The organism is Streptomyces sp. BYX5S, assembly GCF_054724165.1.
Window position 1 is genome coordinate 6,924,832 of record NZ_CM138829.1, and the last position, 25,841, is coordinate 6,950,672.

17 protein-coding genes are annotated in these 25,841 nt (G+C 73.2%); 7 read left to right on the forward strand and 10 right to left on the reverse strand.

Annotated features, from left to right (window positions below):
- Nucleotides 1-27: 27 nt before the first annotated feature.
- A complete protein-coding gene (gene lon, locus ACYBSK_RS31165) occupies nt 28-2,439 on the reverse strand; it encodes an endopeptidase La (RefSeq protein WP_457480592.1) in 2,412 nt (803 codons plus the stop codon).
- A gap of 171 nt (nt 2,440-2,610) precedes the next feature.
- Between lon and ACYBSK_RS31170 the strand changes: the two genes are divergently transcribed.
- The 5 genes from ACYBSK_RS31170 to ACYBSK_RS31190 all read left to right on the forward strand — a co-directional run bounded on the left by ACYBSK_RS31170 (nt 2,611) and on the right by ACYBSK_RS31190 (nt 10,049).
- On the forward strand, nt 2,611-3,279 hold the full coding sequence (locus tag ACYBSK_RS31170) for a GNAT family N-acetyltransferase (RefSeq protein ID WP_460247135.1): 669 nt from the start codon (nt 2,611-2,613) through the stop codon (nt 3,277-3,279).
- A gap of 57 nt (nt 3,280-3,336) precedes the next feature.
- A complete protein-coding gene (locus ACYBSK_RS31175) occupies nt 3,337-4,020 on the forward strand; it encodes a spermidine synthase family protein (RefSeq protein ID WP_457480593.1) in 684 nt (227 codons plus the stop codon).
- A gap of 93 nt (nt 4,021-4,113) precedes the next feature.
- Nucleotides 4,114-4,851, forward strand: a complete 738-nt coding sequence (locus tag ACYBSK_RS31180) for a response regulator transcription factor (protein ID WP_266714016.1) — start codon at nt 4,114-4,116, stop codon at nt 4,849-4,851.
- Between the two features lie 41 nt (nt 4,852-4,892).
- Nucleotides 4,893-5,981, forward strand: a complete 1,089-nt coding sequence (locus ACYBSK_RS31185) for a HAMP domain-containing sensor histidine kinase (protein ID WP_457481921.1) — start codon at nt 4,893-4,895, stop codon at nt 5,979-5,981.
- Between the two features lie 240 nt (nt 5,982-6,221).
- Complete coding sequence (locus tag ACYBSK_RS31190; RefSeq protein WP_460244108.1) at nt 6,222-10,049, forward strand: multifunctional oxoglutarate decarboxylase/oxoglutarate dehydrogenase thiamine pyrophosphate-binding subunit/dihydrolipoyllysine-residue succinyltransferase subunit; 3,828 nt, start codon at nt 6,222-6,224, stop codon at nt 10,047-10,049.
- An 85-nt stretch (nt 10,050-10,134) separates the two neighbouring features.
- On the opposite strand, the gene fxsT is transcribed toward ACYBSK_RS31190, so the two are convergent.
- The 8 genes from fxsT to ACYBSK_RS31230 all read right to left on the reverse strand — a co-directional run bounded on the left by fxsT (nt 10,135) and on the right by ACYBSK_RS31230 (nt 23,464).
- Entirely contained in the window at nt 10,135-13,146 is a 3,012-nt protein-coding gene (gene fxsT / locus ACYBSK_RS31195) for an FxSxx-COOH system tetratricopeptide repeat protein (RefSeq protein ID WP_460244109.1), read from the reverse strand.
- A gap of 141 nt (nt 13,147-13,287) precedes the next feature.
- The gene (locus ACYBSK_RS31200) at nt 13,288-14,718 is read right to left on the reverse strand and encodes an aKG-HExxH-type peptide beta-hydroxylase (protein ID WP_460244110.1); all 1,431 of its coding nucleotides are present in this window, start codon (nt 14,716-14,718) and stop codon (nt 13,288-13,290) included.
- On the reverse strand, nt 14,718-15,914 hold the full coding sequence (locus ACYBSK_RS31205) for an FxsB family cyclophane-forming radical SAM/SPASM peptide maturase (protein WP_460244111.1): 1,197 nt from the start codon (nt 15,912-15,914) through the stop codon (nt 14,718-14,720). The genes ACYBSK_RS31200 and ACYBSK_RS31205 overlap by 1 nt, the downstream gene beginning before the upstream one ends.
- Before the next feature lie 154 nt (nt 15,915-16,068).
- Nucleotides 16,069-16,254 carry an FxSxx-COOH cyclophane-containing RiPP peptide gene (gene fxsA, locus ACYBSK_RS31210; RefSeq protein ID WP_460244112.1) on the reverse strand — a complete coding sequence of 62 codons (186 nt, stop codon included), beginning with the start codon at nt 16,252-16,254 and terminating at the stop codon, nt 16,069-16,071.
- A 36-nt stretch (nt 16,255-16,290) separates the two neighbouring features.
- The gene (locus ACYBSK_RS31215; protein WP_460244113.1) at nt 16,291-19,689 is read right to left on the reverse strand and encodes an SAV_2336 N-terminal domain-related protein; all 3,399 of its coding nucleotides are present in this window, start codon (nt 19,687-19,689) and stop codon (nt 16,291-16,293) included.
- 4 nt (nt 19,690-19,693) lie between these two features.
- Nucleotides 19,694-20,725, reverse strand: coding sequence for an AAA family ATPase (locus ACYBSK_RS31220; RefSeq protein ID WP_460244114.1), 1,032 nt, complete (start codon nt 20,723-20,725; stop codon nt 19,694-19,696).
- Between the two features lie 136 nt (nt 20,726-20,861).
- A complete protein-coding gene (locus tag ACYBSK_RS31225) occupies nt 20,862-22,877 on the reverse strand; it encodes a VMAP-C domain-containing protein (protein ID WP_460244115.1) in 2,016 nt (671 codons plus the stop codon).
- 80 nt (nt 22,878-22,957) lie between these two features.
- Nucleotides 22,958-23,464 carry a CU044_2847 family protein gene (locus tag ACYBSK_RS31230; RefSeq protein WP_460244116.1) on the reverse strand — a complete coding sequence of 169 codons (507 nt, stop codon included), beginning with the start codon at nt 23,462-23,464 and terminating at the stop codon, nt 22,958-22,960.
- Between the two features lie 178 nt (nt 23,465-23,642).
- Here ACYBSK_RS31230 and ACYBSK_RS31235 point away from each other — a divergent pair, with 178 nt between their 5' ends.
- Entirely contained in the window at nt 23,643-23,828 is a 186-nt protein-coding gene (locus ACYBSK_RS31235; RefSeq protein ID WP_037674049.1) for a DUF6104 family protein, read from the forward strand.
- A gap of 107 nt (nt 23,829-23,935) precedes the next feature.
- Here ACYBSK_RS31235 and ACYBSK_RS31240 read toward each other — a convergent pair whose 3' ends face one another.
- Nucleotides 23,936-24,760 (reverse strand): hypothetical protein, encoded by an 825-nt coding sequence (locus ACYBSK_RS31240; protein WP_460244117.1) that lies wholly within the window; start codon nt 24,758-24,760, stop codon nt 23,936-23,938.
- Between the two features lie 169 nt (nt 24,761-24,929).
- Here ACYBSK_RS31240 and ACYBSK_RS31245 point away from each other — a divergent pair, with 169 nt between their 5' ends.
- Nucleotides 24,930-25,841 carry a DUF4097 family beta strand repeat-containing protein gene (locus ACYBSK_RS31245; protein ID WP_457480604.1) on the forward strand — a complete coding sequence of 304 codons (912 nt, stop codon included), beginning with the start codon at nt 24,930-24,932 and terminating at the stop codon, nt 25,839-25,841.

Sequence of the window (25,841 nt, forward strand, 5' to 3'; positions counted from 1 at the left end):
GCCCCGCGTCCTCGACGCCGGTGCGGCTCAGGCGGCGACGGGAACCTCCGCCCCGGTGGCCGCGGGAGCCAGCGCCAGCTCCAGCACCTGGCGCACATCGTTCACCGGGTGCACGTCCAGCTTCTCCAGGACCTCGGCCGGGACGTCGTCCAGGTCGGCCTCGTTCCGCTTCGGGATGATCACCGTCGTGACGCCCGCCCGGTGCGCCGCGAGCAGCTTCTGCTTGACGCCGCCGATCGGCAGCACCCGCCCCGTCAGCGACACCTCACCGGTCATCGCCACGTCCGTACGGACCAGCCGCCCGCTCAGCAGCGACGCCAGCGCCGTCGTCATCGTGACGCCCGCGCTCGGCCCGTCCTTGGGAACGGCGCCCGCCGGGAAGTGGATGTGCACGCCGCGCTCCTTGAGGTCGGCGACGGGCAGCTCCAGTTCGGCGCCGTGCGAGCGCAGGAAGGACAGGGCGATCTGCGCCGACTCCTTCATAACGTCGCCCAGCTGGCCGGTGAGCGTCAGCCCCGCCGCGCCCGTCTCCGGGTCGGCCAGCGACGCCTCCACGAAGAGCACGTCACCCCCGGCCCCCGTGACCGCGAGCCCCGTCGCGACACCCGGCACGGACGTACGCCGCTCGGCCGGGTCCTGCGCCGACTCGGGCACGTGGTGCGGGCGCCCGATGAGTCCGCGCAGGTCGTCCGCGCCGACGGTGAACGGCAGTTCCCGGTCGCCCAGTTCGTGCTGCGCGGCCACCTTGCGGAGCACCCGTGTGACGGACCGCTCCAGGTTGCGCACGCCCGCCTCGCGCGTGTACTCGCCGGCCAGCCTGCGCAGCGCGTCGTCACCGATGACGACCTCGTCGGCGTCGAGCCCGGCACGCTCCAGCTGGCGCGGCACCAGGTGGTCGCGGGCGATGACGACCTTCTCGTCCTCGGTGTAGCCGTCGAGCCGGACCAGCTCCATGCGGTCGAGCAGGGCCTCCGGGATGGCCTCCAGGACGTTCGCGGTCGCCAGGAAGACCACATCGCTCAGGTCCAGCTCCACCTCCAGGTAGTGGTCCCGGAAGGTGTGGTTCTGGGCCGGGTCGAGCACTTCGAGGAGCGCCGCCGCCGGGTCGCCCCGGAAGTCGGAGCCGACCTTGTCGATCTCGTCGAGGAGGACGACGGGGTTCATCGACCCGGCCTCCTTGATCGCCCGCACGATACGGCCGGGCAGCGCGCCCACGTACGTACGCCGGTGGCCGCGGATCTCCGCCTCGTCGCGGACACCGCCGAGCGCGACGCGGACGAACTTGCGGCCCATCGCGTGCGCCACGGACTCGCCGAGCGAGGTCTTGCCGACGCCGGGCGGGCCGACGAGCGCGAGCACGGCGCCGCCGCGGCGGCCGCCGACGACTCCCAGGCCCCGGTCCGCGCGGCGCTTGCGCACGGCGAGGTACTCGGTGATGCGCTCCTTCACGTCGTCGAGGCCCGCGTGCTCGGCGTCGAGGACGGACTGGGCGCCCTGGATGTCGTACTCGTCCTGGGTCCGCTCGTTCCACGGGAGTTCGAGGACGGTGTCGAGCCAGGTGCGGATCCAGGAGCCCTCGGGCGACTGGTCACTCGACCGCTCCAGCTTGTCGACCTCCTTGAGCGCGGCCTCGCGCACCTTCTCGGGGAGGTCGGCGGCCTCGACGCGGGCGCGGTAGTCGTCGGACTCCTCGCCCTCGTCCTTCTCCCCGTTCAGCTCGCGCAGCTCCTTGCGCACGGCGTCGAGCTGGCGGCGCAGCAGGAACTCGCGCTGCTGCTTGTCGACGCCCTCCTGGACGTCCTTGGCGATGGTCTCGGCGACGTCCTGCTCGGCGAGGTGGTCACGCAGGTGCTGGGTGGCGAGCTTCAGGCGCTTCACCGGGTCGGCCGCTTCGAGCAGCTCGACCTTCTGGGCGGTGGTGAGGAACGGCGAGTAGCCGGAGTTGTCGGCGAGCGCGGAGACGTCGTCGATGGCCTGGACGCGGTCCACGACCTGCCAGGCGCCGCGCTTCTTCAGCCAGTTCGTGGCGAGCGCCTTGTACTCCTTGACCAGTTCGGTCACGGCGCCGGGCAGCGGGTCCGGCACCTCCTCCTCGACGGTCAGGCCCTCCACCCACAGGGCGGCGCCGGGACCGGTGGTGCCCGCGCCGATGCGGACGCGGCCGACGCCGCGGATCAGCGCGCCGGGGTCGCCGTCGGCGAGGCGTCCGACCTGCTCGACGGTGCCGAGCACGCCGGTGTTCGCGTACGTGCCGTCGATCCGTGGAACAAGCAGAACCTTCGGCTTGCTGGTTCCAGTGCGCGCGGCGGCCTGCGCGGCCTCCACCGCGGCCCGTACGTCGGTGTCGTTCAGGTCCAGGGGCACCACCATTCCCGGCAGTACGACCTCGTCGTCGAGGGGCAGCACGGGCAGGGTGAGCGGGTTGGACGTCGAAGCCATGATCTCCCCTTCGGCAGTCAAGTTGAGCTATGTCGACTCAATGCTTGGCGACCTTCAGATGTTCCGAGAAGGGCGTTCGCTGTCAGCGATCACGCCTTCCGGCCGCGACGACACGCGCGATGTAATAAGCGCCTGGGAAATATGACCCTTACATTGGGGAGCGTGACGGGCATGCGCGGCGAGGAACTCGTACGGAACTGGGTCGACGGCTGGGTGGTCTCGCGCGGGACCGCTCCCCCGCTCGTCGAGCCCTGGGGTTACACGATTCACGTGGGCCTGCCTGAGCACGTGAGCCGCCATGTCGTCGGTGCCGCCAACGAGACGGTGACCGAGGAGACCGTGCGCAAGGTGGCCGGGGCGACGCGCGGGCGCGGCACCCACCTGAAGGTCTTCGCCGACCCCGCGCGCGTACTGCCGTGGCTCGGCCCGGAGTGGGAGCCGTACGGGGCGGACGACTTCCTGATGTCGACGGACCTCGCCCCGACCCCCGTGCCCCCGGCGCCGGACGGCTACATCCGGCACATCTGGACCCGCGCCGGCGTCACCCGCGTCCTGCTCACCGACACCGAGGGCGCCTTCGCCGCACGCGGCCAGGTCGCCCCGACCGGGGCGAGCGCCGTCGTCGACCAGATCGAGACGTCCGAGCGGCACCGCCGCAAGGGGCTCGGGCGGGTGGTCATGGGCACCCTTGAGCAGACGGCCCGCACCCAGGGCGCCGTCCACGCCGTCCTGGCGTGCACCCCCGAGGGGCGACTCCTGTACGAGTCCGTGGGGTGGCGGATCGAGGCGCCGCTGACGAACGCGAAGTACGCGGGCCGAGGAGTGACCAGCGCCACGTGAGACGTGGGCCACAGAAAACCCCGCGCGGCGCCCCGCCCGTCGGCCACAATGGCGGCCATGACGACTCAGCTCGACCCCGATCCTCCCGTCGTCCTGGACCGCCGCGAAGGCCCCTTCGGCGAGGTGGTCCTGCGCCGTCACGGCGATCTGCTCCAGATCATCGCCAACGGCACGTTCCTGATGGACACGTCCGACGGCCGCTCCGAGCGGCGGCTCGTCGACTCGGCGCTCGCCGCTCTCGGCGACCGGGAGGGGCCGCGGGTGCTCATCGGCGGTCTCGGTGTCGGCTTCTCCCTCGCGCACGCGGCCGCGAACCCGCGCTGGGGCCGGATCACCGTCGTCGAGCGCGAGCCGGCGATCGTCGGCTGGCACCGCACGGGGCCGCTGCGGACCCTGTCCGCCGAGGCCCTCGCCGACGCCCGGACGGACATCGTCGAGGCCGACCTCGTCGCCCACCTGCGCACGACCACGGAGACGTACGACGCGCTCTGCCTCGACATCGACAACGGGCCGGACTGGACCGTCACCGAGGACAACGACGGCCTCTACTCCCCGGCAGGCCTCGCCACCTGCCGGGACCGACTCGACCCGGGCGGGGTTCTCGCCGTATGGTCCGCACAGCCGTCAGCAAATTTCGAAGAAACCTTGCGGAATGCCGGATTCCAGGCGGTGCGCACCGAAGAGATCCCCGTTGTCCGGGGCGTCCCCGACGTGGTGCACCTCGCGACGAGGCCCACGTAGCCGACCGGCGGTAACTCCCCGTACGCTGACGTCCGAAACCCGATCATTCAAGCGTCAAGCGCGTCACGACGGCGCGCATTCAGGGGCGGGGCGATGGAGCAGACACACACCTCCCACAACACCACCACGACGACTCAGGGAGCCCAACGGCGGGTCCTGGTCGTCGAGGACGATCCGACGATCGTCGACGCCATCGCCGCTCGGCTGCGCGCCGAGGGATTCCTCGTGCAAACCGCGCAGGACGGTCCGGCGGCGGTGGACACGGCCGAGGCCTGGCAGCCCGATCTGCTGATCCTCGACATCATGCTGCCCGGCTTCGACGGCCTTGAGGTCTGCCGGCGCGTGCAGGCCCAGCGGCCCGTGCCGGTGATGATGCTCACCGCGCGCGACGACGAGACGGACATGCTGGTCGGCCTCGGCGTCGGCGCCGACGACTACATGACCAAGCCGTTCTCCATGCGGGAGCTGGCGGCGCGCGTGCACGTGCTGCTGCGCCGCGTGGAGCGGGCGGCCCTCGCCGCCACGACGCCGCGCAGCGGCATACTGCGGCTCGGCGAGCTGGAGATCGACCACGCGCAGCGCCGCGTGCGCGTGCGCAGCGAGGACGTGCACCTCACGCCCACCGAGTTCGACCTCCTCGTGTGCCTGGCGAACACCCCGCGCGCGGTGCTCTCCCGTGAGCAGCTGCTCGCCGAGGTGTGGGACTGGGCGGACGCCTCCGGCACCCGCACCGTCGACAGCCACATCAAGGCACTGCGCCGGAAGATCGGCGCGGAGCGCATCCGCACCGTGCACGGCGTGGGTTACGCGCTGGAGACGCCGAACCCGTGAGCGCCGGGGACCGTGACCGGACGACGGCGGGCGGACGGCCGCTGCGGCCGTCCTTCAATCCGCACTGGGCGTCCGGCGGCCTGCGCCCCTTCTCCGTGAAGGCGAAGCTGGGCACGCTCGTCGTCGTCTCCGTCTTCATCACCACGGGTCTGCTCATGGTGGCGATGTACACGGCGACCGAGCTGCGCTTCATCACGGTGTTCTCGATCATCGCGACACTGCTGATCACGCAGTTCGTGGCGCACTCGCTGACCGCCCCGCTCGACGAGATGAACACGGTGGCCCGGTTCATCTCCAACGGCGACTACTCGCGCCGGGTGCGCGGCGCGGGCCGGCGCGACGAGATCGGCGACCTCGCGGTCACCATCAACCGCATGGCCGACGAGCTGGCGGCGCAGGACCAGCAGCGCAAGGAGCTGGTGGCCAACGTCTCGCACGAGCTGCGCACGCCCATCGCGGGCCTGCGCGCGGTGCTGGAGAACGTCGTGGACGGCGTCATGGCCGCGGACCCCGAGACGATGCGCACGGCGCTGAAACAGACGGAGCGGCTCGGCCGGCTCGTCGACACCCTGCTCGACCTGTCCCGCCTGGACAACGGCGCGGTGCCGCTGAAGACCCGCCGCTTCGAGGTGTGGCCGTACCTGTCGGGCGTCCTGAAGGAGGCCAACATGGCGGTCTCCCAGCGCGCCGGCATCGCCTCCGGTTCCGGCACCCACACGCGTACGGACGTCCATCTGCACCTCGACGTCTCACCGCCCGAACTGACGGCGCACGCGGACCCGGAGCGCATCCACCAGGTCGTCGCGAACCTCATCGACAACGCGGTGAAGCACTCCCCGCAGCACGGCCGGGTCACCGTGCTCGCCCGGCGCGGCCCCTACCCGGACTCGCTCGAACTGGAAGTCCTCGACGAGGGCCCCGGCATCCCGCAGTCCGAGTGGCACAAGGTCTTCGAGCGCTTCAACCAGGGCGCCGCCACGGGCGACAAGGGCGACGGCGGCACCGGCCTCGGCCTCGCCATCGCCCGCTGGGCCGTGGAACTGCACGGCGGCCGGATCCGGGTGGCCGAATCCGCTCGGGGCTGCCGGATCAAGGTCACTCTTCCGGGAGAGCCCGGAACGCAAAGTTGACGTAGGGTTTCGGTCAGGCAGGGGTCAAGAGCGCGCCCGGCGTACACGAACACGCCCGGCGCGCATCCGAACGTACCGAAACCCCGGTTGTTTCCCGCCATTTCACGGCCCGAAACACGGCTTCCGGTGTGACTTACGTGACGGATCACCGGCCCGGTCTGCACGTCCCGTCTTTGGAGGCGTAGCCTTTATTCCCGCTGTCCATCACCTTGTGAGAAGCGGAAGAGGGCGGTTACCGCCGTGTCGCCACAGTCCCCCAGTAACTCGAGCATCTCCACCGAGACCGACCAAGCCGGGCAGGGTAAAAACCCTGCCGCCGCCTTCGGTCCCAACGAGTGGCTCGTCGACGAGATCTATCAGCAGTACCTCCAGGACCCGAATTCGGTAGACCGAGCCTGGTGGGACTTCTTCGCCGACTACAAGCCAGGTGCCGCGGCCGCGGGGGCCGCGACGACCCAGAAGCCGGCCGAGAAGCCCGCCGCCCAGGCCGCGCCCGCGGCGCAGGCCCCGGCAGCCCCCGCGCAGCCCGCAGCCGCAGCTCCCGCACAGGCTGCCGCCGCGCCCGCAAAGCCCGCCGCTCCGGCCGCGCCCACCGCGCCGAAGCCGGCCGCCGCGCCCGCTCAGGCCGCGAAGCCCGCCACCCCCGCACCGAAGAAGGCTGAAGAAGTGACGACCGAGGCCCCTGCCGGCCCCGAGCTCGTGACGCTGCGCGGTCCCGCCGCCGCCGTCGCGAAGAACATGAACAAGTCCATCGAGGTCCCCACGGCGACGTCCGTGCGCGCGGTCCCGGTGAAGCTGCTGTTCGACAACCGCATCGTCATCAACAACCACCTGAAGCGCGCCCGCGGCGGGAAGATCTCCTTCACGCACCTGATCGGGTACGCGATGGTGCAGGCCATCAAGGCCATGCCGTCGATGAACTACTCCTTCCAGGAGAAGGACGGCAAGCCGACCCTGGTGAAGCCGGAGCACATCAACTTCGGTCTGGCCATCGACCTCGTGAAGCCGAACGGCGACCGCCAGCTCGTCGTCGCCGGCATCAAGAAGGCCGAGACGCTGAACTTCTTCGAGTTCTGGCAGGCCTACGAGGACATCGTCCGGCGTGCCCGCGACGGCAAGCTCGGCATGGACGACTTCACCGGTGTCACGGTCTCCCTGACCAACCCCGGCGGCCTCGGCACCGTCCACTCGGTCCCGCGCCTGATGCCCGGACAGTCGGTCATCATGGGCGTCGGCTCCATGGACTACCCGGCGGAGTTCCAGGGCACGTCCCAGGACACCCTGAACAAGCTCGGCATCTCGAAGGTCATGACGCTCACGTCGACCTACGACCACCGGGTCATCCAGGGCGCCGCCTCCGGCGAGTTCCTGCGCATCGTCGCGAACCTCCTCCTCGGGGAGAACGAGTTCTACGACGAGATCTTCAAGGCCCTGCGGATCCCCTACGAGCCGGTCCGCTGGCTCAAGGACATCGACGCGTCGCACGACGACGACGTCACCAAGGCCGCCCGCGTCTTCGAGCTGATCCACTCCTACCGGGTCCGCGGCCACGTCATGGCCGACACCGACCCGCTGGAGTACCAGCAGCGCAAGCACCCCGACCTGGACATCACCGAGCACGGGCTCACGCTGTGGGACCTGGAGCGCGAGTTCGCCGTCGGCGGCTTCGCCGGCAAGTCGATGATGAAGCTGCGCGACGTCCTCGGCGTCCTGCGCGACTCGTACTGCCGCACCACCGGCGTCGAGTTCATGCACATCCAGGACCCGAAGCAGCGCCGCTGGCTCCAGGACCGCATCGAGCGGCCGCACGCCAAGCCGGAGCGCGAGGAGCAGCTGCGCATCCTGCGCCGGCTGAACTCGGCGGAGGCCTTCGAGACCTTCCTCCAGACCAAGTACGTCGGTCAGAAGCGGTTCTCCCTGGAGGGCGGCGAGTCCGTCATCCCGCTGCTCGACTCGGTCATCGACGCCGCCGCCGAGGCCCGCCTCGACGAGGTCGTCATCGGCATGGCCCACCGCGGCCGCCTGAACGTCCTGGCGAACATCGTCGGCAAGTCGTACGCGCAGATCTTCCGGGAGTTCGAGGGCAACCTCGACCCGAAGTCGATGCACGGCTCCGGCGACGTGAAGTACCACCTGGGCGCCCAGGGCACCTTCACGGGCCTGGACGGCGAGCAGATCAACGTCTCGCTGGCCGCCAACCCGTCCCACCTGGAGACGGTCGACCCGGTCATCGAGGGCATCGTCCGCGCCAAGCAGGACATCATCAACAAGGGCGGCACGGACTTCACGGTCCTGCCGGTCGCCCTGCACGGTGACGCGGCCTTCGCGGGCCAGGGTGTGGTCGCCGAGACGCTCAACATGTCGCAGCTGCGCGGCTACCGCACGGGCGGCACGGTCCACATCGTCATCAACAACCAGGTCGGCTTCACCGCCGCCCCGGAGTCGTCGCGCTCCTCCATGTACGCCACGGACGTGGCCCGCATGATCGAGGCGCCGATCTTCCACGTGAACGGCGACGACCCCGAGGCCGTCGTCCGCGTTGCCCGTCTGGCCTTCGAGTTCCGCCAGGCGTTCAACAAGGACGTCGTCATCGACCTCATCTGCTACCGCCGCCGCGGTCACAACGAGTCGGACAACCCGGCGTTCACGCAGCCGCTGATGTACGACCTGATCGACAAGAAGCGCTCGGTGCGCAAGCTCTACACCGAGTCCCTCATCGGTCGCGGCGACATCACCCTGGAAGAGGCGGAGCAGGCGCTCCAGGACTTCCAGGGCCAGCTGGAGAAGGTCTTCACGGAGGTCCGCGAGGCCGTCTCGCACCCGACCGCCACCGAAGTCCCGGAGCCGCAGGCCGAGTTCCCGGTGCCGGTGCAGACCGCGATCTCCCAGGAGGTCGTCAAGCGCATCGCCGAGTCCCAGGTCAACATCCCGGACCACGTCACGGTGCACCCGCGTCTGCTGCCGCAGCTCCAGCGCCGCGCCACCATGATCGAGGACGGGACGATCGACTGGGGCATGGGCGAGACCCTCGCCCTCGGCTCGCTGCTCCTGGAGGGCACGCCGGTCCGGCTGTCCGGCCAGGACTCGCGCCGCGGCACCTTCGGTCAGCGCCACGCGGTCCTCATCGACAACAAGACGGGCGAGGACTTCACCCCGCTCCTCTACCTGTCGCCGGACCAGGCCCGCTACAACGTCTACGACTCGCTGCTCTCCGAGTACGCGGTCATGGGCTTCGAGTACGGCTACTCGCTGGCGCGCCCCGAGTCCCTCGTGATGTGGGAGGCGCAGTTCGGTGACTTCGTCAACGGCGCGCAGACCGTCGTCGACGAGTACATCTCGGCCGCCGAGCAGAAGTGGGGCCAGACCTCCGGCGTCACGCTGCTGCTGCCGCACGGCTACGAGGGCCAGGGCCCGGACCACTCCTCGGCCCGCGTCGAGCGCTTCCTCCAGCTGTGCGCGCAGAACAACATGACGGTCGCCATGCCGACGCTGCCGTCGAACTACTTCCACCTCCTGCGGTGGCAGGTGCACAACCCGCACCACAAGCCGCTGGTGGTCTTCACCCCGAAGTCGATGCTGCGCCTCAAGGCCGCCGCGTCGAAGGTGGAGGAGTTCACGACGGGCGGCTTCCGTCCGGTCATCGGCGACACCGAGGTCGAGGCCGGTGCCACGGACCCGAAGGCCATCAAGAAGGTCGTCTTCGTGTCGGGCAAGCTGTACTACGACCTCGAGGCCGAGAAGAAGAAGAGCGGCGTCACGGACACCGCGATCATCCGCGTCGAGCGTCTGTACCCGCTGCCGGGTGCCGAGCTCCAGGCCGAGATCGCCAAGTTCCCGAACGCCGAGAAGTACCTGTGGGCGCAGGAGGAGCCGGCGAACCAGGGTGCCTGGCCGTTCATCGCTCTCAACCTGATCGACCACCTGGACCTGGCCGTCGGCGCCGACGTGCCGCACGGTGAGCGCCTGCGCCGCATCTCGCGGCCGCACAGCTCGTCCCCGGCGGTCGGTTCGGCCAAGCGCCACCAGGCCGAGCAGGAGCAGCTGGTGCGCGAGGTCTTCGAGGCGTAGCCCCGAAGGTCCGGCGAACGAAGCCGAAGGCCCGGCCCCCTTCCGAGGGGGCCGGGCCTTCGGCCTTTTCGGGTGCGGGCGGCGCTCAGGTCACCTGGGGCTCGAAGTCCCAGTACGGCCTGTTGCGGGCCCGCGCCGACAGGGTGTGGACGTGCTGCGGGCCGAGGGTGGAGGCGAGGTCGGAGAGCGCCTCCTGCTCGGTCTTCTCCGCCTCCCGGCGGTCGCCGAGGCCCCGCAGGTCCGCCGCGTGCGCGACGCGCGCCGTGAGCGTGAGCGGGTGCGTCCGGCCGAGGGTCTCCGCGCCGCGGGCGGCGGCCGACTTGCTCAGGGCGGCCGCGGACTCGGTGTCGCCGACGAGGTTGCGCAGCGCCGCCGCGTTGACGGCGCAGCCCACCGTCCACGGGTGGTGGTCGCCGACCGCGGCCGTCATGTCGGTCATGGCCTGCTCGATCAGCGCGTGCGCCTGGTCGCGCTCGCCGACGCTGCGCAGGATCAGCGCGTGGTTGGAGCGGGCCCCGGCGATGAACGGGTGGCCTTCGGCGAGTTTCTCCTCGTAACGGGCGAGGACGTACTCGCTCGTCTCCCGCGCCTGGTCGATGTCGCCGTGCTCGCGGGTGAAGCAGCTGTGGCTGACGGCCGCGGCGAGGGTCTGCGGGTCGTTGTCCCCCAGCTGCCGCTCGTAGCGCTCGCGGACGCGGGTGAACAGCGGGCCCGCCCGGCCGTGGTCGCCGAGCCGGTACAGGCACTGCGCGAGGTTGTGCTCGGCGAGGAGCGTCTGCGGGTTGTCGCCGCCCATGACGATGCGGTACTCGCGGACGTTCTTGGCCTGCATGGACTCGGCCTCGGTGTAGCGGCCGAGCAGGCGCAGGTTCGTCGCGTAGTGGATCTCGGAGAACAGCGCCCAGGGGTGCCGGTTCTTCAGGAGCAGCCGGCGGGCCTCCAGGGTACGCCGGTCGATGTCGAGGCTCTCCTTGTAGCGGCCGAGGAGGCGCAGCGCGAACCCCAGGTTGTTCAGGGCGTTGAGGGTGCGGGAGTCCTGCTCGCCGAGGAGTTCGCGGTAGGCCGGGTACAGCCAGTCGTACAGCTCGCGGGCCTCCTCGTAGCGGCCGAGGCCCCACAGGTCGGCGCCGCGGCCGATGTTGGCGCGCAGGTAGTCGAGGTCCTGCGGGCCGCGCTCGACCAGGAGGTGGTCGGCGGCGGCCCTGCCGATCTCCTCGGCGCGCTCGTACTCGCCGGCCGCGCGCAACAGGTTGGCCAGGTGGTACGTGAGGTCCCAGACCCGCTGGTGGGTGTCGCCGAGGCGGCGCTTCCACGTGGCGAGGGCGCGCTCGCCGAGTTTGATGCCGGAGACGTACTCGCCCGTGAAGTACATGTAGCGCAGGCAGTTGAGCACCATGTTCTGGACCTTGCGGTCCGTGCTCTCCAGGACGTCGGCGTACTTCAGGTGCGGCACGATCGCCGCGTACTCGTCCCACAGGCGGGTGTCGGTGGCGCGGCCCGGGTCGGCGGCGGCGAGCGCCTTGCGGACGACGTCGATGAACTCGCGGCGGTCCTCGTCGGGCATGTCCTTGTGCACGATCTGGTGGACCATGCGGTGCAGGTACAGGGACTCGCCGGAGGCCGAGGACTCGTCGCCGCCCGTCTCGTGGGACTCCAGGCGGACGACGGAGTACTGGCGCAGCTGGTTGATCGCCTTGTTCCACAGCAGCGGATCGTTGAGCAACCCGGCCACCTGCTCGGGCAGTTCGTCGTGCGGCATCTCCCGCAGGAGGCGTACGGGGATGAAGCCGGGCGCGAAGAACGTGCACAGGCGCAGCAGGTCGACGGACTCGGGGACGGTCTCGCGCAGCTTGTTGAGCAGTATCGACCAGGCGGTCTGGAAGGAGAGCGGGAAGTCGGCGGAGACCCGGACGACGTCCTGGTCGATGCCGCCCTCCAGGAGGTCGATGTACTCCTCGACGGTCATGTCCGAGTCGTTGAGCCAGCCCGCCGTCTGGTCGAGGAGCAGCGGCAGGTCCTCCAGCGCCGCGGCGAGCCGGTCCGCGTCCGGTTCGCTCAGGCGGGGCGCGCGGCGCCGGATGAACGCGACGGACTCGTCGCGGTCGTAGATCGGCACTTCGAGGAGCTTGCTGTTGTGCTCGCTCCACTCGGGGTTGCGGGAGGTGATCAGGACGTGGCCGGGGCCGGTGGGCACGAGGTCCCATATCTGGTCCGGTTCGTCGGCGCCGTCGAGGACGAGCAGCCAGCGTCCGTAGGGGTCGCCGCGGCGCAGCGAGTCGCGGACGGCGCGCAGCCGCTCGCCGTACTCGGGTCCGGTGGACAGGCCCAGTTTCGGGGCGAGTTCGGCCATCAGGCGGCGGTAGGTGACCCGGCCCTCGGCGTTCACCCACCACACGACGTCGTACTCGGAGCCGAAGCGGTAGACGTACTCGGCGGCGAGCTGGGTCTTGCCGACGCCTGACATGCCGTGCATGGTGAGCACGCCCGCGCCGGGTTCGGCGCCCTGGAGCAGGTGGTACGCGTCGTTGAGCAGCGGCTCGCGGCCGGTGAAGCGCGTGTTGCGGCGCGGCACTCCGCCCCACACCTCGGGCATGGAGGCGGGGAAGCGCGGGCCGCGCCGCTCGCCCGCGGCGGGCTCCGGCAGCGGGTCGGTCGGCAGGTCGAGCCGGTCGAGGAGGCGGCGCTCCGCCTCGTCGGCGCCCATGTTGATCAGCTGGGTGGCGGCGAGCACGGTGGTCGCCGTGGGCAGCGTCGCGTTGGTGACGGAGACGGCGGCGAACCGGGCGGCGTCGGGGGCGACGATCTGCCGCAGCGCCGCGTTCCACTCCTCGTGGGTGCGCGGGCCGAGCTGGAAGTACCACTCGCTGACGATGACGAGGACGCGGCCCTCGGCGAGCCTGAGGTCGCTCAGCAGGTCGGCCAGCGGAACGTCGGCGCGGGAGTCCCAGCGCGCGTAGACGACGCGCAGGCCGCGCCGCTCCAGCCGGTCTCCGATCCAGGCCGCCCAGGCCCGGTTGAAGCCGGCGAAGCTGATGGTGACCGTGGATTTCCCGGCCCCCTTGCCGGTGGATCCGACCGGCCTACGGATTGCAGACATTCAGCGGCCTCCCGGCACGTAATGGTAGAACCTCGGCACGCCACCGCGACAGGGTCGGGACGGGCCTGAGCGGCCTCCGCGCGACGTACCGGCATTCCTTCACGCTCATGCCCCGATCTTCGCCCCAACTGGCAGCAAAAATCACCCCGTTGAACGCATCCGGCGTGCCGAGAACAGGGTGCGGGCCGCATCCACGTAGGCACGCGCGCGGGCGGCGTGGCCGCGGGGCGGCGGGTGCTCGTCGAGCCGCTCGTAGGTGGCGACCATGCGGTCCACGAAGCGCCGGCCCTGCGGGGTGAGGTCGGTCGAGCCGACGACGGCCGGGAGCGCGGCGCCCACCTGCGCCTTGCAGCGGGCGTGCACCGCCCAGGCGGACTCCCGCTCGGCGGTCCTGCCGATGCTCAGTGCGCGCCGCTGGAAGAAGTCGGCGAGCGCCAGGTGCGAGTACGCGCCCTGGAGCAGGCCGTCGAAGGGGCGCGGGTCGGGGCGCCACGGCGCGAAGTAGCGGGCGGCGCCGCCCGCCCGGTGGAGCGGCACGAGGTCGGCGACCGCGAGCAGCTTGGTGTGCTGGAGTTCGTGGACGAGGGTCGCGGCGAACACCGGCGCCGTGGGCGGGGTGCTGCTGAGGACGGCGCCGAAGGCCTCGCGCCGGGTGCCGCTGCACGTGCCGGCCGTGGCGTCGTAGGGGTCGGCGCCGGGCGGCGTGTCGAGCGGGACGAGGCAGCGCAGCAGCGCGACGGCCTCGGCGAGGCGCTGCTCGCCGCCGAGGCGGAGTTCGACGGCGGTGCCCGACCAGGCCTGGAGCCAGCGTTTGCGGGCGGCGTCGTCGAGGGTCGCGGGTCCGCCCGCGCCCCGGTAGTGAGTGCCTCCTTCGGCGCCGCGGTAGGGGTCGAGGTCGTCGAGCGGGGTGGGTTCGGCGCCCGTGGTGAGGGCGGGGAGGGTGTGGGCGGGCGTCCACGCGGGGTCGTCGGACCAGGCTCCGGTGCCGCGCTCCGGGCGGACGCACACGGGGGCGGCGCCGCGCCCGCGGATCGTCAGCCGGCCGTGCTCGAAGGTGACGTCGTACGGCGTGCCGTCGGGCTCCGGGGTGTGCAGCGCGCCGAGCGAGGGCAGTCCGAGGAGGCCGTCGCGGGCGGTGAGGCGGGCGGTGAAGGGGAGGCCCGCGCGGACGGCGGACGCGGCGGCGAGGTTGCTGAAGTGGGCCAGTTCCCGGGCGAGTTCGCGGCTGCGCTTGAGCGCTCCGGGGCGGGCGGGGTCGGTGCGCAGCAGGATCAGGCAGCGCTGCGCCCAGGGGCCGACCAGCGGGTGCAGGACGCGGGCGCGGGCCGGTGAGTCGGCGGGCCGCCGGGTCGTGGCGTCCGCCGCCTCCAGCAGCGCCCAGTCCTCCCTGAGGCGCCTGCGGGCGGGCACCGGGCAGAGCCGGGGGTCGGCGTCGGCCGTGGCGTCGAGCACGGCGCGCAGCATCAGCAGCCTGCGGGTGTCCTGGGCACGGACGAGCAGCGCGAGGGCCTCGGGGCCGCCTTCGGTGCGGCCGAGTTCGGTGAGGGCGTGGTCCGGGATCGCCGGGAGCATCACGGGTGGTCCCCTTCGGGGTGGGCGCCGGGCACCGCGCTCGCGGTGACCCGCGACGCCACGTGACGGATGAAGCGCTGGAGGTCGGCGCAGTACACGGACGGGTTCGCGAACCCGTGCCCCGCGCGGTAGCGGTGCGGGTACTGGCCGCCGCCGCAGACGTCGAGCAGCGGGCAGGCCCGGCAGTCGGCGGCGAGCGCGGCGGCGCCCGCCTGCCGGGCGGCGACGGCGGGGTGGGCGAGCGCCGCGTCGAAGTCGTGCCGGAAGACGTCGAGCCCGGTCCACGCGGCGCCGTCGTAGGCGGACTTGAGCGAGTCGACCTGTTCGATGGAGCCGTCGGTCTCCACGACGACGGCCTCGAACGGGCCGAGGCCGAGCGGTTCCACGGCCGAGGGCAGGCCGAGGAGCAGGGCGAGGCACTCCTCGAAGAGGCGGACCCGGGTCTCCCGGTGTCCCGCGTCCCACCAGCGGTCGAAGGCCGCGCACAGCCATCCGCCGTACACGGTCCCGGTGGGCTCCCAACCGGGCGGCGGCGCCGACCAGTTGCCGTGCGGGAGCAGCAGGTCGAGCGCGGGCGGGCCGAGCGTGAGCAGCGACTCGTACGTCTCCACGGGGTCCTGCGCGGGGTCGATCACGGCGAGGATCCCGGCGTACGTGTCGGGGAACCGCTCGGCGAGCAGGCGCGCCCCGCGGGTGGCGGCGGGCCAGGACGGGCGGCCCGCGCGGTCGACGCGGCGGGCGTTGTGGGCGGGCAGTCCGCCGTCGAGGCTGACGCCGACGCGGACCCGGTGCCGGGCGAGGGTGGTGAGGCGCCGTTCGGTGAGCAGGGTGGCGTTGGTCTGGACGACGGAGTGCACCGCGCACCCCGCGGGGACCCGCTCGCGGACCAGGTCCGTGAACCGGCCGAGGACGGCGGCGCCCGCGAGGAGCGGTTCACCGCCGTGCAGGACGAGCGAGAGGTGCGGAAGTTCGTGTACGCGCGCGTGCTCGGCGATCCGGGTCGCGGTGCGGTCGAGGACCTCGGGCGACGCGGCGGCGGGGCGGGTGCTCCAGGTGTGGTCGGGCCCCTCGTACAGGTAGCAGTAGCGGCAGGCGAGGTTGCAGCGGCCGTGCACCTTCACGATGAACTGGCGGAAGGGGAACGTCCGTTGTCGTGGTGCCCGTGCGGTGACGGCGTCCGTGGAGACTCCAGCCACTCCGGTACCCCCCATGCCGTGCGCCCGCAGGACGGGCTCGCGCGTACGGGGCGCCTTCCCAGTGGGGCGCGCGGCACAAACGTGGTGGGTTCAACGTTGTCCGGTTCGCTCGCGCGGGGCGACCGAAAGCGGCTCCCCGCGTGGGCGCGGGGCTTCAGAGGGCGCTGTTGAAGCCCCAGAGCATCTCACCGGGCCGCTCCGCGCGCTCGCGCAGGTCCGTCAACACCTCGTCCAGCACGGGGTGTTGGGCCGTGCGCAGTTCGGCGAGGCTCAGCTCGGTGAGGTCCGGGCCCGGCTCGGCCGGTTCCCGGTGCGCGTCCCGTACGTCCTGTGCGTCCATGCGATCCCCTCTTTCCCGGCCGACGACGGGCCGGTGTCAGTCGAGCGCGGCGAGGCGCTGCGCGGTCTGCTCCGCCGTGGGCCCGCCCCCGGTCACGGTGTCGTCCGGCAGCCTCGCCCACTCGCCGCGGGCCGCCCGATAGGCCTCCCGGGCGGCGCGCGGGCGTGCCGCCGCTTCGTAGGACATACCCCGCAAGTGGTGTGCCTGCGCGCCGAGTACGACGGCTTCCTGGCGGAGCCGGTCGGTATCGGCCTCCCGCTCGGCGCCGCGGGCCGACTCGGCGGCGTACCGGAACGCGTCGACGGCCTCGTCGAGGCGGGCCGGGCGGCCGAGGCTGCGGAACACCTCGAACTGCACCTGTCCGAGCTCCAGCCAGCTCCGCGCGGCCAGCAGATGGTCGTCCGCCTCCGACGCGGCGAGCCCGAGGAGGTGCTCGGCCTCGCGCAGGTCGACGCGGTCCCCGCGCGCGCGGTAGCGCAGCATCAGGGCGCGGCCGAGCAGCAGCAGGCGGTGCGCGAGCCGGGCGCTGCCCGCCGGGGTCTGGGCGCGGCAGTCCCGCAGCACCCGGACGGCCCGGGACAGCGCGTCCTGCTCGGCGGGCGTCGACGGCGCGGCGCCCGCCCGGAGCAGCAGCACCTCGCCCCATTCGGCGAGCGCGTCGGCGTGCGCCGCGGAGTCCCGGGGCATCCAGTGCGCGGCCTGCTCGAAGTGGCGGGCAGCCTGCTGGAGTTCGCGCGGGTCGCCGGACTCGGCGTGCCGGGCGCGCGCGACGCGTGCGGCACGCAGCAGGACGGCGGCGCGCAGCCGCTGGTCGCGGGCGGCCGCGAGGGCCTCGTCGACCCGCGCCGCCGCCTCGTCGAGGGCGTCACCGGTCACGAGGAGCGCGTCCACCAGGTCGAGCAGCACCCGCACCCGCGGCACCCCTCCGGGGTCCTCCGCCTCGCTGTTCAGGGCGGTGCGCAGCGAACCGGCGGCCTGCTCCGCGTACTTGACGGCCTGCTCGCCGTCGGCCGAGGTACCGGCGAGGCGGAGCAGGACGCGGCCGTGCGCGAGCGGCAGTTCCGGCGGGTGCCGGCGGTCGGGCCAGGTGTCCACGAAGGCCTCCAGCATGCCGACGGCGCCCTGGAGCAGCGCGCTGTCGCTGCCGAGGCGCCACTGTGCGTCCAGGGCGGCGACCCGCTCCAGGGTGAGCCGCAGCGCCTCCTGCTCCGCGAGGTCGGGGGCCGAGCAGGCCACGGCGTACTCCCGGTCGGCCCTGCGGAGCAGTTCGAGCGCGCCGCCCCGGTCGCCGCGGCGACGGCGGTCGGTGGCGGCGGTGGCGAGCACGCGCGCGAGGACGGCACGTTCGCGCAGCGCGTGCGGGTGGGCGGCGGCCCGCTCGGCGGCCCGCTCGGCCTCCCGCAGCAGTTCCGCGCCGCCCTGCACCTCCCACAGGCGCAGCACGCAGTGGGCGTACTCGGCCCACAGCTCGAAGTCCCGCTCCGCGGGCGACTCGTGCTCGGTGGCGCCGCGCAGCAGCTGCACGGCGTCGATGAGGTCCTGCACCATGCGCTCGCTGTCGAAGCGCTCGGCGAGCGCGCGGGCGCGGGTGACGGCGGGGTGGGTGGGCGGTGCTTCCGTGAGTCCTTCGTGGCCCTGGCTGCCGTACGGCGCGAACTGTTCGGGCAGCGGCATGAAGCGCTCCAGGACACGGGCCGCGACCTCGGCGAAGGGCTGCGGGACCAGGTCGGGGCCGCCCGGCCCGCCGTATCCGTTGTCGCCGTCGACGGTGGCCGGTGTCCGGTAGCCGCTGCCTCCCGGGCGGCGGACCGCGTCGGGCCCCTCGGGCTCGTCGGAGCCGTCGCCGAGCTGGGCGAGGGCGAGGGCCGGGAAGTTGGGGCCGCCCTTGCCGAAGCGGGCCTCGATGTACTCGGAGCAGTGCTTGAGGACGAGCACGGCCTCGTCCCTGCCGAGCGGCCCCAGCAGCGCCTCCTGCACGCCGGGCGCGAACTCGTACCACTGCACACCGTCGCCGCTGCCGCCCCCGTGGTCCTCCTTGGCCCGCGTGAGCAGCCCGCTGAGCAGCACCTCGGCCAGCTCGGAGGGGCCGGAGCCGGGCAGCATGGTGCGCTGCACGAGCTGCATCACCGGCAGGCAGAGCGGGGCCGCCGCCAGGAACCCGGCGAGCCGGCTCGCGTCCGGTGAGGCGGTGGAGCGGAACCGGGAGACCAGTTCGAGCACGGACGGCCGCTGCGCCTGACGGCCCGCCGAGGCCGGCCGCTGGTCCGCCCTGACCCAGCCGACGGCGCCCGCGACCGGTCCCGCGCCGGCGCCCGCGAGCAGCCGCGCCCAGGTGCCGAGCGCCACCGGCTCCGGCGGCAGCACCGGCACCGGGAGGGCGCCCGCGCGGGCCTGCGCCGCGGGTCCCGCGGCGGTCCGCACGCGCAGGGCGGCGGCGCCGCCCAGGGTCTCGCCGCGGCTCAGCTCCCCGTAGGTGACCGGGAGCCGGGTCCGGTTCCACATGCGCTGCGGCAGCGGCTGGAGCACGGCGGCGGGGGCCTGGCGGGCCAGCTGGTGCAGGAGGCGGTGGGCGCGGCCGCTGCGCCACAGCGGGCCCGCGCAGTCGCTGACGAGGACGGTGACCTGGCGCCCGGAGGGGTCGCTGAGCCGGTCGGCGGAGTGCAGGGGCGCCGCGTACAGCTCGGGGCTGCGGCTGACGGCGGCCTCGGCGTCGGGGCCCTCGTGCAGGTAGCTGACCTGGATGTCCCAGAAGGCGCCCAGCCGGCCGAAGACCTGCTCCAGTTCCTCGAACATCCGGTCCCACACGCGCATCGACGAGGAGGCGTCCATGACGAGGTGCAGCCGGGCGTCGGCGCGGGTCACCGCGCGGAACACCGGCAGGACGAGGCCGCCCGCGCGCGCGGTGCGCTCGGCGGTCGCGGTCTCGTCGAGCACGGAGCGCAGCGGCGGCGCGGCGCTCCGGTACCCCTGCAACGGCCGCAGGGCGCGCTGGAGTTCGAGCGGGGAGGGGAAGGCGGGCGCGGCGGGCACGCCGACCGGGAGCGGGGCGGTGCGGCCGCCCGCGCGCGCGGTGCCGCGACCGGAGCGCGGCACGGGGTACAGGGCGACGCGCCGGTCGCCCCCCTCGCCGTACACCTGGGGCGCCGGGTGTTCCGGGGCGCGGTCGGACGGCGGGGGGTGCGGGGTGTCCGGCACGGTGGCCGGCCGCGGGTCGGCGCGCGGCGGCCGTCCGCCGGGCTCCGGGTCATGGCCGGGCGCGGCGCCCGGGGGCCGGGCGTACCGGGCCAGCCACAGCGCGTCGCAGAGACCTTCGGCGTCGGGGTCCAGGCCGGTCCGCCGCAGCCTGGCGACGAGTCCGGCGACGGGGTCGCCGCCCTGGCGTCCGGTCTCCGAGGGCGCCCCGGGACCCTGACGCGCCGTCGCGTCGGGAGTCACCGCTTCACCTCGGGCGGTCGAGTCGCTGGATCAGGAGGTCGGCGAAGGACTCACGGCTGGTGGGGGCGGCCGCGTCGGTGAGGTAGATCGCGTTCAGCAGCTGGTCCGTGGCGAGGAGTTCGCTGCGCGAGCGCTCCAGGAAGCGATTGATCAGGTCCTCGCCCGCGCGCGCCGCCTCGTCGCCGAGGTGGGCGCGTACGAAGGTGGCGAGGCGGTTGTGGTCGGGCCTGCCGAGTTCGAGGTGGATGCAGCGGCGCATCAGCGGGGCGGGGAAGTCGCGCTCCCCGTTGCTGGTGAGGACCACGAACGGGAAGGCGTTGCAGCGCACCCGGCCGTCGCGGACGCGGACCTTCACGCCGTCGGCGGTGAGGACCTCGGCCTCGCCGTCCGGTAACCGGTCGGCGACCCGTTCGAGTTCGGGTATCGCGAACTCGCCCTCCTCCAGGACGTTCAGCAGGTCGTTCGGGAGGTCGATGTCGCTCTTGTCGAGCTCGTCGATGAGCAGCACGCGCGGCGTCGCCGAAGGCAGCAGCGCGGTGCCCAGCGGCCCGAGCCGGATGTAGCTCCCGATTCCCTCGACGGCCCCCGGCGAGCCGCCGGCCGACCCGAACCCGCCCTGCGCCGCGATCTGCACGTCCTGGAGGCGGGCGATGGCGTCGTAGTGGTAGAGCCCGTCCTGGAGCGTGGACCGGCTGACGATGGACCAGCGCAGTACGTTGCCCAGGCCCAGCTCGTACGCCACCGAGTGCGCGAGCGTGCTCTTGCCCGCGCCGGGGCTGCCCGTGACGAGCAGGGGGCGGCGCAGATACAGCGCCGCGTTGATCATCTCCAGTTCCTCGGCGCCGGGCCGGTGCAGCTCCGCGAGGTGGCGGTGCGCGCCGAGCCTGCGGTCCTCGGAGCCGTCGGCCCCGGCCGCCGCGTCCGTGGCGGACCGCCCCGAGAAGTCCCGCCAGGGCGGCGGCGGGGGCAGCCGGTCCAGGCCCTCGTGGGGTTCACCGGCGCCGCGGTAGATGAGCCACTCACTGGATTCGGTCATGATCCGGTCCTCGTCGTCACTCGTCCAGCAGGGCAGCCGAAGGGACGTGCCTCACGGTATCGATGGTTGGTGGCGCTTGTAAGGGCTCGGCGGCGAGCTGGCCTGAAGGGCCCTTCGGCGCGAGCGCGCGACGGCGTCACGGCGCCTCCAGGAGTTCGCCGGTGCCCGGCAGGGGCTGGTCCGGGTCGTCGTAGAACAGGGCGATGCCGTCGGCCCAGTACGCCTCCGTACGACTCGCCAGCAGCTTTCTGCGCAACTCGTGCACGCGCTCCGGCAGTTGCCGTGCCCCGCGCGCGTCCGCGATGGTGACGACGGCGCCGCGGTGGAACTCCCCGCACACCGCCGCCGAGCGGGCCGGGCCCCGGCGCCACAGGGCCACGCCGAAGCCGCCCAGCAGGATCCGGGCCAGCGCCTCCGCGTCGTCCTCGTAGCGGTGCTCTCCATAGCGACACATCACTGGTACGGATCCGGGCGACAGATTGCGCAACTCCGGGCTCTCCGGCACCGGTTGGGGCATCCCTTCGTCGCAGTCGAGGATCTCCGCCCGCGCGCCGTGCGCGTGCAGCCAGCGCCAGCGGTCCGCGCGGTCCGCGTCCGACTCGGGCGCGGCCGGGCCGAACTCGGCGAACCCGCGCTCGCCGGTCAGCCGGTCCCGGTCCCCGCAGCGCAGCACGACGGGGCCGCGCACCCCGAGCGGCGGTTCGTCGGGCCGCGGCCGCCAGCCGTCCACCGGCAGGTCGAGGCGGTTGTGCGGCAGCACGACCTGGAGCACCGCGGGCCACCCCGGCTCGTCGCACTGCCGGAAGGCCTCCGTGAAAGGCCCGGCGAGCCGCTCCGGCAGGGCGTCGGTCGGGGTGCGCTCCCCGTACCCCACGCACTCCCGCGCGCCGTCGGGCCGGGCGACGTACAGCTGCCAGTCCCAGTGCTCCCGCTCCCAGCCCCGCTCGACGAGTTCGAGCAGCGCGTACGGGCGCGCGGCGGCCGGCTCCCCCGGTGTCCCGTGCGACCGGACGGGGCCGCGCGACCGGCCCGAGCGCGTCCACTCGATCCACTGCTTCTCCAGGCGCCGCCTGCGCGCCCCGTCGAGGCCGCCCTCGGCGGCGTGCCGCACCCAGTCCCACAGGGCGTCCTCGGCGTCCGTCGTGCCCGGCGTGACGAAGGGGCGCTCGGCCGCCAGGACCCGCATCGCGTAGTCGAGCACGAGCCCGCGCACACCGTCGTCGTGCGCGCCCTCGTACAGGGCCCCGAGCCCGTCCCGCCAGCCGCGCGGCGACGGCAGCGGGGTGCCGCCCTCGTACTCCGGGAGCGAGTCCAGGACGTCGAGCAGATTGCGCGTGCTGACCGGCGGCGGCAGGTCGGCGAGGCGGCCGAGGAGCTGGACGCGCTCCCCCGCGGTCAGCGTCCGTCCCGGCCGCGCGCCGAGCCGGTGCTGCACGTCGGCCCAGGTGTTGCGGTCGGAGCGGGACTGCCGCTGGCGGTCCCGGTGGTAGCGGTCGTGGGCGTGGCACACGGCCTGGTACAGGTCGTCGTGCTCGGCCCGCACCGCCTCCCCGGGCACCGGCAGCGTGCGCAGCTGCTCGATCCCGATGGACGTGCCCCCGCGCCCGTGCTCCGCGCGCGACTTCAGTACGCCGATGACCTCGCCGCGCACCGGATCGACGACCGGACCGCCGGAGATCCCGTACGGCAGGTCGTTCTCCCCGAGGCGCAGCTGCACGCCGGACGACCAGTCGCCGATGGTGCCCTTCACGGAGATCGGCCCGTCGAGGCGGCACAACCGTCCGTCGACCACGGTCCAGCCGGCGTAGAAGACCTCCCCCTCGCTGTAGTACGAGGCAGGCCGCTCGGCTACGTAGGCGCACTCGTGGTCGACGGGTCCGCGCAGGCGCACGAGGGCGAGGTCGGGGGCGGGCCACTTGCCGGGCACCGCCCGCTCGACGTGCTCGGGGAGCGAGGCGACGACCTCCGCGGGGACGAGGGACGTGCCGCGTCCCGGTCCGGTCTCGTAGGCCACCGCCAGCTCGCCCCCTTCTTGGCCACGCGCCACGTGTGCGCAGGTCAGCACCCAGTTCGGGGCGACGAAGAAGCCGCTCCCGACGAAGCTTTCGGGTCCGTCCGCTGCATACCCGGCGCCCGTGCGATGAATGCGCACGGTCGACGCCATGACGAGTTCACGCAGTGCAAGGAGGGCAGCATCCCGCTTGCCCGATGCGCCCCCGTCGTACCCCGGTGTCATGCCCCCGCCCCGGCGACGGTCGGATCGCCTCCGCCGTGCGCCGTGGCGCCGGGTGATGCGCCCGTGGCCGCGCGAGGGGCGGGTGGCGTGGCCGGCGGGGCGCCGGGGGGCGTGGCCGCGCGGGTGGCCGGATCCTGCGGGTTCTCCAGGTCGGGCGGGCCGTCGTTCCAGGTCAGCGTGACCTTGATGGCCGTCTTGGCCTCCCCGTCCGCGAGCAGCCCCACGACCTTGCCCGCCTTCGCGGTCAGCTCGACGCCGAACTCGACGCTCACCTCGTCGGGGCGCACCGCGCGCAGCGGACCCGCGAGGGAGCGCGCGACCCCGGTCACGAGCCCGTGCAGACTCTCGACGCCGGCCTCCACGCGGTCCGTGAACCCGGTGTCGGAGAACGACAACTCACCACTCCGCACGCCCAGTTCCTCGGCCGACCCGGAGATCCGGGCCCACACCGGCGTCCCGTCCGGCAGCGCGATCCGCGCGACCCTGGTCACTTCCTGCTCCATACCGCTCCCCCGTTCCCCGTTCCCCCGTGACCTCCCCTTGCGGGACAAGGGTCCTTCCCAGCTTGGGCGGGGGCTACCCCTCGGGCAGGCCGTGATGCCCGCGGTCCCCATAGGCTGGGTGAGCAGTCACACCCCGCCCGCGCACCCGCGCGGGCTTCGCACGCAGGAGAACAGCCCCATGTACTTCACGGACCGCGGCATCGAAGAGCTGGAGAAGCGGCGCGGCGAGGAGGAGGTCACCTTCGAGTGGCTCGCCGAGCAGCTGCGAACGTTCGTCGACCTCAACCCGGACTTCGAGGTACCGGTGGAGCGCCTCGCCACGTGGCTGGCACGGCTCGACGACGAGGACGACGACGAGGAGTAGGAGCAGGGCGGGTCGCGCCCCCGACGGCGGTGCGCAGGGCGGGTCGCGGCCGCCGGCCGGTCGCTTCCCGCGCGCGGAGCTGATCAGCCGCGTCCCGCGCGGAGCCCTCAGTCCCGCCCCGCGCGGAGCTTGTCGTACGCGAAGCCGAGCGTGCCGTGCAGCAGGAGCAGCGACCCCGCGGTGATCCAGCCGCCGCTGCGGCGCCGCAGGCCGTACGCGGTCAGTGGCAGCCCGGCCGCGAGCTGGGCGGCGGCGAGCCAGCGCGCGCGGGGGCCGCGCAGCCAGGGGCCGACGCTCGTGGCCTCCACGACGTCGAGTTCGGCGTGCACGGCGTCGCGCCAGCCGGACCAGGTGATCTGCCGCGCGTCCGGCTGGATCCGCGCGACCTCGCGCAGCCGGTCGGCGGGTTCGCCCGGGGTCAGCCCGGTGGGCAGGACGAGTCCGGCGCGGTCGAGGACGGCGAGGAGGCCGAGCATGCGGGCGCGCGCGTCCGCCTCGCTGTCGGGTTTCGCGAGCGCTTCGAGGGCCTGGAGGTCCAGTACGGGGTCGAGGCCCAGGCGGGCCGCGAAGGTGCGCAGCGCCTCGCCCTCGCCGACCGGGGTGCCGTTCGCGAGCCACTCGTAGCCGACGGGGCGGCGGAACCCCGAGGCCAGCGTGAATCCGCTGCGGTCGGCGTCCCACCACAGCGCGAGCACCGGCCAGGTCGCGCCGACGGCGAGCGCGCCCGCCCAGCCGCCGAGCACCCGGTCGACGGGTTCGCCGCCGCCGTCCTCCAGGGACAGCCACGGCTTCGTCTCGGGCACGAGGACGCTCCACTCGGGGCCGGACCGGGTGAGCAGCATCCGCTCGCGCAGCAGCTGGGCGGCGGGGGCCACGACGGTCGGTTCGGCGCGGCAGAGGAGCAGCGCACCGGCGGGTTCGACGGACGACATGACCTCAAAACTAGGCAATCCGGGGCGTTTCCGCAGCACATGACCGCCCGGGAGGGGTGACGGAGGGGAACTTCCGCGACAGTCTTGACTTCCCGGATCCGCGATATATCGTGTTTGACGGAGGACGCGATATGGCGCGTTCGCTCCCGAGCGTCGAGGAGGTCGCACCATGCCCGAGTGGTCCGTCGCGGAGCCGCGGAAACTCGTCTTCGACGAGCCGGTGTCGGCGCTGCAGGTACGTGTCGTGAGCGGCGCGGTGAACGTGGTGGGGACGACCGAGGGCGCGGCCCGCCTTGAGGTCTCGGAGATCGAGGGGCCCCCGCTGCGGGTGACGCAGCAGGACGGCACCCTCACCGTCGGGTACGACGACCTGCCCTGGAAGGGCTTCCTCAAGTGGCTCGACCGCAAGGAGTGGCACCGCAGCGCGGTCGTCTCGCTCGCGGTCCCGGCCGGGACCCGGGTCGAGGTCGGCGTGGTCGGCGCGGGCGCCGTCGTCTCCGGCCTGGAGGGGTCGACGGAGGTGAAGGGCGTCACCGGTGACACGACACTCGTCGGCGTCACGGGCCCGGTGCGCACCAGCACGGTCTCCGGGGGCGTCGAGGCGCAGGCGGTCACCGGCGACCTGCGGTTCAACTCGGTGTCGGGGGACCTGACCGTCGTCGAGGGCTCCGGCTCCTTCGTGAAGGCGGACACGGTGAGCGGTTCGATGATCGTGGACCTGGACCCGTCGGGGCCCACGGACGTGAGCCTGGCCAGCATCTCCGGCGAGATCGCCATCCGTATCCCGCACCCGGCGGACACGGAGGTCGAGGCGAACACGGCGAGCGGCGCGGTGTCGAACGCGTTCGAGGACCTGCGGGTGTCCGGCGCCTGGGGCGCCCACAAGATCACCGGTCGCCTCGGGGCGGGCACCGGCAAGCTCAAGGCGACGACGGTCTCGGGCTCGATCGCCCTGCTGCGCAGGCCGCCCTCCGAGGAGGAGCCACCGGGCCCCGCCGGGAGCGATGCCGCCCCGGCCCCGCAGGACGCCACCCCCGGCCCGCAGGACGCCGCCGGCCCCTCCGACAAGAAGGTGCTCTGA